The sequence below is a fragment of the Paracoccus beibuensis genome, assembly GCF_026162625.1.
GTDB lineage: Bacteria > Pseudomonadota > Alphaproteobacteria > Rhodobacterales > Rhodobacteraceae > Paracoccus > Paracoccus beibuensis.
Map to the genome: position 1 here is coordinate 48,647 of NZ_JAOTBD010000023.1, position 9,752 is coordinate 58,398.

Annotated in this window: 13 protein-coding genes; 8 read left to right on the forward strand and 5 right to left on the reverse strand. The window is 69.6% G+C overall.

From position 1 onward, the window contains the following. The first annotated feature begins 4 nt into the window (after positions 1 to 4). Complete coding sequence (locus OC159_RS13740) at positions 5 to 709, forward strand: TVP38/TMEM64 family protein (RefSeq protein ID WP_265501751.1); 705 nt, start codon at positions 5 to 7, stop codon at positions 707 to 709. Here OC159_RS13740 and OC159_RS13745 read toward each other — a convergent pair. The 4 genes from OC159_RS13745 to OC159_RS13760 are packed head-to-tail and all read right to left on the reverse strand — an operon-like array spanning position 706 to position 2,807. Further along, the gene (locus OC159_RS13745; RefSeq protein ID WP_265501752.1) at positions 706 to 1,356 is read right to left on the reverse strand and encodes a pseudouridine synthase; all 651 of its coding nucleotides are present in this window, start codon (positions 1,354 to 1,356) and stop codon (positions 706 to 708) included. The genes OC159_RS13740 and OC159_RS13745 overlap by 4 nt on opposite strands. After that, on the reverse strand, positions 1,353 to 1,979 hold the full coding sequence (locus OC159_RS13750) for a LysE family translocator (protein WP_265501753.1): 627 nt from the start codon (positions 1,977 to 1,979) through the stop codon (positions 1,353 to 1,355). The genes OC159_RS13745 and OC159_RS13750 overlap by 4 nt, the downstream gene beginning before the upstream one ends. Then, positions 1,976 to 2,365: a GFA family protein gene (locus OC159_RS13755; protein WP_265501754.1), complete on the reverse strand. Its 390-nt coding sequence runs from the start codon at positions 2,363 to 2,365 to the stop codon at positions 1,976 to 1,978. Before OC159_RS13755 ends, OC159_RS13750 begins: the two co-directional genes overlap by 4 nt. Beyond that, positions 2,355 to 2,807, reverse strand: coding sequence for a GAF domain-containing protein (locus tag OC159_RS13760; protein WP_265501755.1), 453 nt, complete (start codon positions 2,805 to 2,807; stop codon positions 2,355 to 2,357). Before OC159_RS13760 ends, OC159_RS13755 begins: the two co-directional genes overlap by 11 nt. Positions 2,808 to 2,940: 133 nt before the next feature. On the opposite strand from OC159_RS13760, the gene OC159_RS13765 reads away from it, so the two are divergent. From OC159_RS13765 to OC159_RS13790, 6 genes are read left to right on the forward strand one after another with little or no spacing between them, the layout of a single operon-like run. Beyond that, positions 2,941 to 4,272 (forward strand): histidine kinase, encoded by a 1,332-nt coding sequence (locus OC159_RS13765; protein ID WP_265501756.1) that lies wholly within the window; start codon positions 2,941 to 2,943, stop codon positions 4,270 to 4,272. Next, positions 4,269 to 4,895 carry a response regulator gene (locus OC159_RS13770; protein ID WP_265501757.1) on the forward strand — a complete coding sequence of 209 codons (627 nt, stop codon included), beginning with the start codon at positions 4,269 to 4,271 and terminating at the stop codon, positions 4,893 to 4,895. The genes OC159_RS13765 and OC159_RS13770 overlap by 4 nt, the downstream gene beginning before the upstream one ends. 9 nt (positions 4,896 to 4,904) lie before the next feature. Then, complete coding sequence (locus tag OC159_RS13775) at positions 4,905 to 5,417, forward strand: DUF2478 domain-containing protein (RefSeq protein WP_265501758.1); 513 nt, start codon at positions 4,905 to 4,907, stop codon at positions 5,415 to 5,417. Then, a complete protein-coding gene (locus OC159_RS13780; protein WP_265501759.1) occupies positions 5,414 to 5,689 on the forward strand; it encodes a sulfurtransferase TusA family protein in 276 nt (91 codons plus the stop codon). Before OC159_RS13775 ends, OC159_RS13780 begins: the two co-directional genes overlap by 4 nt. A 15-nt stretch (positions 5,690 to 5,704) precedes the next feature. Continuing rightward, positions 5,705 to 6,679, forward strand: a complete 975-nt coding sequence (gene mbfA / locus OC159_RS13785; RefSeq protein WP_265501765.1) for an iron exporter MbfA — start codon at positions 5,705 to 5,707, stop codon at positions 6,677 to 6,679. 40 nt (positions 6,680 to 6,719) lie between these two features. Further along, on the forward strand, positions 6,720 to 7,640 hold the full coding sequence (locus OC159_RS13790; protein WP_265501760.1) for an AEC family transporter: 921 nt from the start codon (positions 6,720 to 6,722) through the stop codon (positions 7,638 to 7,640). On the opposite strand, the gene OC159_RS13795 is transcribed toward OC159_RS13790, so the two are convergent. Then, positions 7,637 to 8,920: a 4-aminobutyrate--2-oxoglutarate transaminase gene (locus tag OC159_RS13795; protein WP_265501761.1), complete on the reverse strand. Its 1,284-nt coding sequence runs from the start codon at positions 8,918 to 8,920 to the stop codon at positions 7,637 to 7,639. The two genes, OC159_RS13790 and OC159_RS13795, sit on opposite strands and share 4 nt — an antisense overlap. Before the next feature lie 111 nt (positions 8,921 to 9,031). On the opposite strand from OC159_RS13795, the gene OC159_RS13800 reads away from it, so the two are divergent. Further along, positions 9,032 to 9,752: crotonase/enoyl-CoA hydratase family protein (locus OC159_RS13800; RefSeq protein WP_265501762.1), on the forward strand; the 721-nt coding region annotated here is incomplete at its 3' end.

Genomic DNA, 9,752 nt, shown 5'->3' on the forward strand with positions numbered 1-9,752 from the left:
CGCCATGCAGCGTCGGTCCCTGCGGATCGTGGGCCTGGCCGTTGCCGCGCTTGCCGCGGCCGGGCTGGCCCTGTGGCTCTGGCCGTCCCTGCCGGCTTTGCAGAACGACCTGACCCGGCTGCAGGGCCTGCTGGAGCATGGGCAGGGCTGGCGCGACCGGAACCCGCGCCTGGCCGCCTTGATCTATCTGGGCGGCTTCGCGCTGGCGGGCGCGCTGCCCGTCCCGGTGGTGGTGGCCCTGACCTTGGCCGGCGGGGCATTCTTCGGCTTCTGGCTGGGGCTTGCCCTGTCCCTTGCGGGTACGATCGCGGCGGCCATGCTGACCTTCATGGCCGCGCGCCACCTGCTGGCCCGGCCGGTCCGTCGCCTGCTGGATGGCCGTATCGACCAGCTGGACCGCATGGCCGAGGCCAACGGGGCACTCGCGCTTCTCAGCCTGCGGATGACGCCGGCGCTGCCGTTCTTCGTGCTGAACCTGGCCTCGGGCGTCAGCATCATGACCGCGCGCACCTTCGCGCTGGTGTCGCTGCTGGGCGTGCTGCCCAACAAGCTGATCCTGACAGCCGCCGGCACCCAGCTGGCCGAGATCGACTATATCTCGGACATCGCGGGGCCCCGGGTGATCGCGCTGGTGGCGCTGCTGGCGGTCTTCCCGTGGGTGGCGCGCTGGCTGTCGCGACGGCTCCGGGGCCGGCTGGCGCAGACCTAGAACGGCACGGGCGCGGAAAATCCCTGCACCACGCCGCTTTCCGGGTGACGGAACCTTAGGCTTTCGGCATGAAGCATCAGCCGCGGATGTTCCGCCGCCGCGCCCGTGGCATAAAGCGGATCGCCCAGGATAGGATGCCCGGTTTCGGCCATGTGGACGCGCAGCTGATGGCTGCGGCCGGTGACCGGCATCAACCGGACCCGCGTCTCCTGATCGTTCGCGCGCATCACCCGCCAGTCGGTTTGCGCATGCCGGCCCTCGACATGGTCGACCTTCTGGCGCGGACGGTTCGGCCAGTCCACGATCAGCGGCAGGTCGACGCGGCCGGTCTTTGGCTCCAGCCGCCCGGCCAGGCGGGCGACATAGACCTTGCGGGTCTGCCGATCCTCGAACTGCTTGGACAGGTGGCGCTGCGCATGGGGCGTCAGGGCGAAGACCATCACCCCCGATGTGTCCAGGTCCAGCCGATGCACCAGCAGCACGGACGGAAAGGTGGCCCGCAATCGCGCGATCAGGCAGTCGGCCCGATCCTCGCCGCGCCCCGGCACGGACAGCAGGCCCGCCTGCTTGTGGACGACCAGCACGTCGTCATCGGCATGGATGACGACGGGCGCATCGGGCGGCGGCGCGTAGACGAACCCGCTCATTTCGCGACGAGGCGCACCGCAAGCCCCGCGAACATAACGGCGGCGATCTTGTTGACCAGTGCCAGGCGCTTGCCGATCACGTTGCCGGCGATCCCGCCGACGACGCCGTAACCGATGGTCACCAGCGTCCCGGTGAAGGCGAAGATCAGGCCCAGGCCCAGGATCTGCTGCCAGATGGGACCCCAGGCAATGTTGGTGAACTGCGGCAGGAAAGCCAGCATGAACAGCACCGGCTTGGGGTTCAGCGCGTTCGACAGAAACCCCCGGCGGACGATGTTCCAGACCCGGACGCTGCCGCGCGCCGACGGATCGATGTCCCCCGACCGCCAGCTTTTCCACGCCAGCCACAGCAGGTAGGCCGCGCCGGCGTATTTGATGGCACGCAGCGCCTCGGGGTGGGCGGCGACGACCGCGCCCAGCCCGATGGTGGCCAGCGTCACATGCATCAGCACGCCCAGGCCCACCCCGACACCGGCCCAGGCCCCGGCGCGTGGGCCGCCCTGGATGCCGCAGGCGCTGGCAAAGAAGACGTCCTGCCCCGGCGCGAAGTTCAGCACCAGCCCCCCGGCGATGAAGGCCATCATCTGCGCCAGGGGGATGTTCGCCAGCGTTTCCCAGATCATTCGGGCGCCTCTTGCGGGAACTGCGGCAGGCCATCGGCGATGTCGTAATAGTCGCCCTTGTCGGCCACGAAGATGTGCCCCTGCAGGCGCATCCCCGTCGGCTGGTCCAGCGCGCCCGGCGCCACGTCGACCTCGGACCCGCCCGTCTGCTTCCAGAACAGCGCGCTGCCGCATTCGGTGCAAAAGCCCCGCTCGGCCTTTTCGGACGAGGCGAACCAGCGTACCGGCCCCTCGACCTCCAGCCCCTTCACGCCGACCGCGGCCCAGACATGGCCCGACCAGCGCCGGCATTGCCCGCAATGGCAGGCCCGCAGGACGTCGGCCGAGTGTTGCGCGCGAAACCGCACCGCCCCGCACAGGCAGTGACCCGTCAGATCATGTTGCACCGAAAACCTCCTCGAGAATGGCGGCAAGCGCCGTGGCATCGCCTTCGTCGAAGGCATCGGGCCGGTCGCTGTCGATGTCCAGGACCCCGATCAGCCGCTCGCCCGCCCCGAAGACCGGCAGGACAATCTCTGACCGCGTGCTGCTGGAGCAGGCGATATGGCCGGGAAACGCCTCGACATCGGGAACGATCTGAACCTGCCCCGTCCGCGCCGCAGCGCCGCAGACGCCGCGGGAAAACGGGATCACCAGGCAGCCATGCCCGCCCTGGTAGGGTCCGATCTTCAGAAGCTCGGTCGCAACGACGCGATAGAAGCCGGTCCAGTCGAACCGGTTGTCCGAATGATGCAGCTCGCAGGCAACGGTCGCCATCAGCGCGACCTGGTCGGTCTCGCCTTCGCACAGGGCCCTGATGCGGGCCGCCAGATCGTCATAATCGCTCATGTCCTCATCAATACGCCCGCGCGGAGGCGCAGGAAAGCCCGCCGCATCTTCTCTCGTCGAATATACCCGCCAGGACCGCAGGTCGGCGGCATTCTCATTGCCCCCGCCCGCACTTGCCCCCAATCTGCCCGCCATGACGCTGCAGAGCCGCATCCTTCTGGTCATCCTTGCCACGCAACTGGTCCTTGCGGGCATTCTGGCGGCAGGCAGCCTCGACCGGCTGCGCCGCGACATCGCGACCGAAACACGGACCGGCGCGCAGACCGCCCGCAACCTGGTGCTGGCCACCATCGGCACGATGCAGGACGCGGTGCCGCCGGACCGCGTGATGGCCCTGCTGCCCGAACGCCTGACGGAACCGCGCCACGCCCGCATCGGCGTGATGGATGCGCTGGACGGCACGCTGCGCCAGCCGCCGGGGCCTGCTGACCCGCTTCTGCAGGCCCCGCGCTGGTTCGCGGCCCTCGTGGCGCCATATCCGCAGGAAACACGCCTGCCGGTCGTCGTCGCGGGCCGACCCCGCGGCTATGTGCTGATCACCGGCGACCCGGCCGAGGAGATCGCCCGCGCCTGGCGCGACATGCGCGACCTTATGGCGCTGACCCTGGCGCTGGCCGCGCTGCAGGCGATGCTGATCGCGCAGGCGCTGTCGCGGGGCCTGCGACCGCTGGAGAGGATAGCCACGCGTCTGTCGGACCTGACGCGCGGCGACCTTGAATCGCGTATCGGACACCTGCCGCAGCCCGAGCTTGCGCCGCTGGCGCGCCATGCCGACAACCTGGCCGAGGCGCTGGAGCAGGCCCATGCCGACCGGCGCCGGCTGCAGCACCAGATCGTCGCGCGCGCCGATGCGGAACGAAAGGCCATCGCCCGCGACCTGCATGACGAGATGGGCCCCTGCCTCTTCGGCCTGCGGGTCGAGGCCGATGCCCTGCGCGAAACGGCGCCCGATGCCGCCACCCGGCAGGCAGCCGACCAGATCGGCACCATCGCCGACCAGATCGCCAGCGTGAACCGGGCGCTGCTGAACGACCTGCGGCCGATGGCGGTGGGGCAACTGCCGCTGGCGACGGTGCTGGCCGACTATGTCGAGGATCTGAACCGCCGCTTTCCCGAAACCCGCATCGACCTGGACATCGCCGCGGGCCTGCCCGAGCCCGACGAGCCGACCGCGCTGACCCTGTTCCGCATCCTGCAGGAGGGCACGACCAACGCGCTGCGGCATGCGCGGGCGGGGCGCGTGACCATCCGGCTCTGGACCGATCCGGCGCATTGGCGCATGATCCTGGCCGATGACGGCGCGGGCATCGCCGATGGTCGGCGCGAAGGCACCGGGCTGACCGGGATGAGAGAGCGCATCACCCTGCTGGGGGGCGACCTGCGGCTGGAGTCGGATGCCGAGGGGACGCGGCTTACGGCCCGGCTGCCCCGGCAGGCGGCGCAGAGAAACAGGACGACGACGTGACGAAACATGCCCTGGTCATCGACGACCACCCGATCACCCACCTGGGCGCCAGTCGCCTGCTGCGCGACCTGGGCTATGATCCCGTAGGCCAGGCCATGTCGGGCGAAGAGGCGCTGGACCAGCTCGCAGCCGGTCCCGCGCCCGACCTGATCGTGCTGGACATCAGCCTGCCGGGCGCGGGGGGCCTCGACCTGGTCGCGCCGCTGCGCGAGGCGGCGCCGGGGGCACGGATCCTCGTCTTCTCGATGAACGACCAGACGGGCTTTGCCGCCCGTGCGCTGCAGGCCGGGGCGCAGGGCTTCCTGTCGAAGAACGCGCCGCCCGCCGATTTCCGCAACGCCGTCCGCATGCTGGAGGCGGGAGAGTTCTACCTGGCGCCCAAGCAGGCCATGGCCCTGGCCACGCTGCGCGCCGGCGCCAGCGGCGACCCCTTGGGTGCCCTGTCCGACCGAGAACGCCAGGTGCTGGCGCTGATCGGCCGGGGCCACGGGCTGCAGGCCATCGCGGATCGGCTTGGGGTCAGCTACAAGACGGCCGCGAACACGTCCTCGGCGCTGAAGAAGAAGCTGGGCGTCGACGGGATCAACGGGTTGATGAAGTTCGCGCTGGACAGCGGCGTGTAAGGGGGCGGGATGCTGGGATGGTTCACGACGGCCGCGGATGCGCCACCGGGTGCGGCCGACCGCCTGCTGGCGGACCTGGCCCGCGACCTGCAGGCGCGGGGGCTGGCCGTGGCCGGGGCCGTGCAGGTGAACCACGACCTCGGGCCTGACGTCGCCTGCGACATGGACATGATCGTGCTGGGCGATCCGGGCGCGCCGATCCGGATCTCGCAGTCGCTGGGGCCGGGGGCCGAGGGGTGCCGGCTGGATACCTCCGCGCTGGAGGAGGCGGTGGCCCGGACTGCGCCGCACCTGGCCGATGCGCAGATCGTGGTGATCCCCAAATTCGGGCGGCAGGAGGCGATGGGACGCGGCTTTCGCGACCTGATCGGCAAGGCGGTCGCCGGCGGGCTTCCGGTCATCCTCTACGTGCCGCGCCAGCAGCAGGCGGCGTTTCAGGACTTCGCGGCAGGCATGGACGAGCGGCTGCAGCCCGGTGATCTGACCCGGTGGTGCCTGGACCGATTCGCGGGGGCGTCTTGAGCGATCCGGACACGATCGACGCGCGGGGGCTGCTCTGCCCCCTGCCCGTGCTGCGCCTGCGCAAGGCCCTTCTGGCGCTGCCGGAAGGGGCGGTGCTTCGGATGGTCGCGACCGACAGGATGGCCGCGGTCGATGTGCCGCATTTCTGCCGGCAGTCGGGCCATGTCATGATGGACCGGCGCGATCTGGACGATGGTGCGATTGAATTCACGGTGAAGCGGGGGCCGTCCGTCCCCCTGGCCGAAGGCGGCCTCACCCCCGGGGATATTTGAGCACAGAAGATGACCATGCCGTTCCTGTCTGCCCGCAAGCGCCTGTCGGAGCTGTCCGAGCGCGAGATCGTGGCCCTGGCCATCGCATCCGAGGAGGATGACGCGCGCATCTATCGCAACTGGGCCGAGTTCCTGCGCAAGGACTATCCCGCGACCGCCGCGATCTTCGAGGGAATGAGCGCCGAGGAGGACGGCCACCGCCGCCTGCTGCTGGACACGTTCCACGCCCGCTGGGGCAACGCGATCCCCGTCATCCGCCGGGAACACGTCGCCGGTTACTTCACCCGCCGCCCCGCCTGGATGATGGGCAACCTGTCGCTGGAGACGATCCGCGCGGAAGCCGCCGGCATGGAGCGTGACGCCGCCGAGTTCTATGCCCATGCCGCGCAGGTCAGCCAGGACGCGCGCACCCGCAAGCTGCTGGGCGATCTGGCCGCGGCAGAGCGCGGCCACGAGAACCGCGCCTCGGAACTGACGGCCGAGCATCTGGACACCGAGAGCCGAGACGAAGAGAACAGCGTCGCGCATCGCAGCTTCGTCCTGACCTGGGTGCAGCCGGGGCTGGCGGGGCTGATGGACGGCAGCGTGTCGACGCTGGCGCCGATCTTCGCGACAGCCTTCGCGACGCAGGACCCGTGGACGACCTTCCTGGTCGGCCTGGCGGCCAGCATCGGCGCGGGCATCAGCATGGGCTTCACCGAGGCTGCGTCGGACGACGGCGTCGTCTCTGGCCGGGGTTCGCCGCTGAAGCGCGGCCTGTCGTCAGGGGTGATGACCGCGGTGGGTGGCCTGGGACATGCGCTGCCCTATCTGATCCCCGACTTCTGGACGGCCACGACGCTTGCGATCATGGTGGTCTTCGTCGAGCTCTGGGCCATCGCCTTTATCCAGAACCGCTGGATGCAGACGCCCTTCTGGCGGGCGACCTTGCAAGTGGTCGTGGGCGGTGCTTTGGTGCTGGCCGTTGGGGTGCTGATCGGGTCGGGATGACGCGCCCGGAAGGGGGGCGACGTGCACGACCGGTTCCGGCATGGCTGAGGTCTTTCTGAAGACCCTGCCCTTCTTCGCCCTGATCGGTCTGGGCTGGATCGCCGCCGCCACGCGGTTCTTTCCTCAGGCGGGCGCTGCCTGGCTCACGCGCTTCGTGTTCTACTTCGCGCTGTCGGCGATGCTCTTCCGCTTCGCCTCGGGTCTGGATCTGGCCGCGCTTTTCGACGGGCGCTTCGTGCTGGCATACCTGGCGGGATCGTCGCTGGTCTGGGCCATCGGCATGGCGGTCGCCCGCGCCCGCGGCCTGCCCTTGGCCGAGGCCGCGATGGAGGCGCAGTGCTGCATGATCGGCAACACCGGCTTTCTGGGCGTGCCGATGCTGGTCGTCCTGCTGGGCGAACGCGCCGTCGGGCCGATCCTGATGGTGCTGACCATCGACATGCTGGTCTTTTCGACGCTGATCACGCTGATCGTCCACGCTTCGCGCAGTGGCGGGGTGCGGCTGGCGGCCGTGGTTCCGGTGCTGCGCGGGATCGGGGCCAACCCGATGATCCTGTCGATGGTAGCGGGGCTTCTGTGGTCGTGGTACCGCCTGCCGATGCCCGCCCCGGCGGCCGAGTTCCTGTTGCTGCTGGGCGCTGCCGCCACGCCCGGCGCGCTGTTCGCCATCGGCGCCAGCCTTGCCGGACGCCGCCTGAAGCGGCTGGCGGCATCGGGCTGGCTGAGCCTTGCGAAGCTGGTCCTGCATCCCGCGGCGGTCGGCGCGGCGGCCTGGGCCTTGGCGGTTCAGCCCTTCGCCGCGGGCGTCATGGTCGCCGCCGCCGCGCTGCCGGTGGCCGGCAACGTCTATATCCTGGCCGAACATTTCGGCGTGGCGCAGCAGCGCGTTTCGACGACGATCCTGATCTCGACCGCCGTCAGCATCGTCACCATCCCGCTGGTGATGGTCCTGATCGCCTAGGGGCGCGCCGCCAGGATCGAGACGTCGAGAATGTCCAGCGCCTCGGCAAAGACCGCATCGGGGATCGTCAGCGGCGCCAGGAAGCGGATCACGTTGCCGTGCACGCCGCAGGTCAGCAGCAGCAGGCCGCGCGCCAGCGCCTCCAGCCGCACTCGGTTGGTCATGGCGGCATCCGGCGTGCCGTCGGTCGCGAATTCGACCGCGACCATGAAGCCGGGCCCGCGGATGTCCGCAATCTGCGGCACCTGGCCGCGCAGCGCCTCAAGCCTGTCGCGCAGCGCGGCCCCGAGCGTCTCGGCGCGGGCACAGAGCCCCTCATCCGCGATCACGTCCAGCACGGCCAGGCCGGCGGCGATGCCCATGGGATTGCCGCCATAGGTGCCGCCCAAGCCGCCAGGCTCGGCCGCGTCCATGATCTCGGCCCGGCCGGTGACGGCGGCGATGGGGAAGCCGCCGCCAAGGCCCTTGGCCATCGTCGTCAGATCGGCGGCGATGCCATGATGCTCCATCGCGAACAGGCGGCCGGTGCGGGCAAAGCCGGTCTGCACCTCGTCCGCGATCATCACGATGCCATGCGCGTCACAAAGCGCGCGGATCGCCGCCAGGAATTCGGTCGGTGCCGGATAGAAGCCACCCTCGCCCTGCACCGGCTCGACGATGATCGCCGCGACGCGGGCCGGGTCCAGGTCGGCCTTGAACAGCGTCTCCAACGCGGCCAGGCTGTCGTTGGTCGTCACCCCGTGCAGCGGGCAGGGAAACGGCGCGTGATAGACGTCGGGCATCATGGCTCCGAAGCCCTTCTTGTAGGGCACGACCTTGCCGGTCAGCGACATGCCCATGAAGGTCCGCCCATGGAACGCCCCGCTGAAGGCGATCACCGCCGGACGCCCGGTCGCGGCGCGGGCGATCTTGACGGCGTTCTCGCAGGCTTCGGCGCCGGTGGTGACGAAGATCGTCTTCTTGGCGAAGTCGCCCGGCACCGCGTCGTTCAGCCGCTCGGCCAGCCGGACATAGTTCTCATAGGGCAGCACCTGGTGGCACGTATGGGTAAAGGCGTCCAGCTGGGCGCGCACCGCCTCGATCACGCGGGGGTGGCGGTGGCCGGTGTTCACGACCGCGATGCCGGCAGCAAAGTCGATCAGCCGACGGCCTTCGACATCGATGACCTCGGCATTCTCGGCATGTGCCACGAAATGGTCCGTCATCACGCCGACGCCGCGGGCCAGCGCCGCGCGGCGACGGGCGGCGATCTGTTCGTTGGTGTGGTTCGCGTCCTTCATCACCCATCCTCCGATACGTGCTTTTTTTTGCAGACTGATCCTTTCCCCGCGCTTTGCCAATTCACTTTCCGCAGGCTATCCCGAACCTTCGGGCAAGGGAGGATACCGGAAATGCGCACCACCGCCGATCTGAAACTGTCGAACATCCTGCTGGAGGTGGACGCGGACGGCATCGCCCATGTTGCGCTGAACCGCCCCGCCAAGCGCAACGCCCTCGACGCCGCCACCATCGAGGAGCTGATCGACATCTTCTCGACCCTGCCCCGCGCGGGCGTGCGCGCGGCGATCCTGTCGGCCAACGGCGACCACTTCAGCGCCGGCCTCGACCTGGTGGAACACCACCGAGAGAACCGTTCGGCCGCGGATTTCATGCAGGTCTGCCTGCGCTGGCACGAGGCGTTCAACAAGATGGAATACGGCGGCGTGCCGGTCATCGCGGCACTCAAGGGCGCTGTCGTCGGCGGCGGGCTGGAGCTTGCCTCGGCCGCGCATATCCGGGTGGCGGGGCCCGACACCTATTTCGGCCTGCCGGAAGGTCAGCGGGGCCTCTTTACCGGCGGCGGGGCGACGATCCGGGTCGCGGACCTGATCGGCAAGGCCCGGATGATCGACATGATGCTGTCGGGCCGCCTCTACCGCGGAGAAGAGGCCGTGCGCGTCGGACTCTGCCAGTACCTCGTGGACGACCCGCTCTCCAAGGCGCGCGAAATCGCGCGGGCGGCGGCGCAGAACCCGCCCCTGTCGAACTTCGCCATCTGCTCGGCCATTAGCCACATGCAGAACATGAGCGCGCTCGATGCCGCCTATGCCGAGGCCGTGGTCGCCGGCGTGG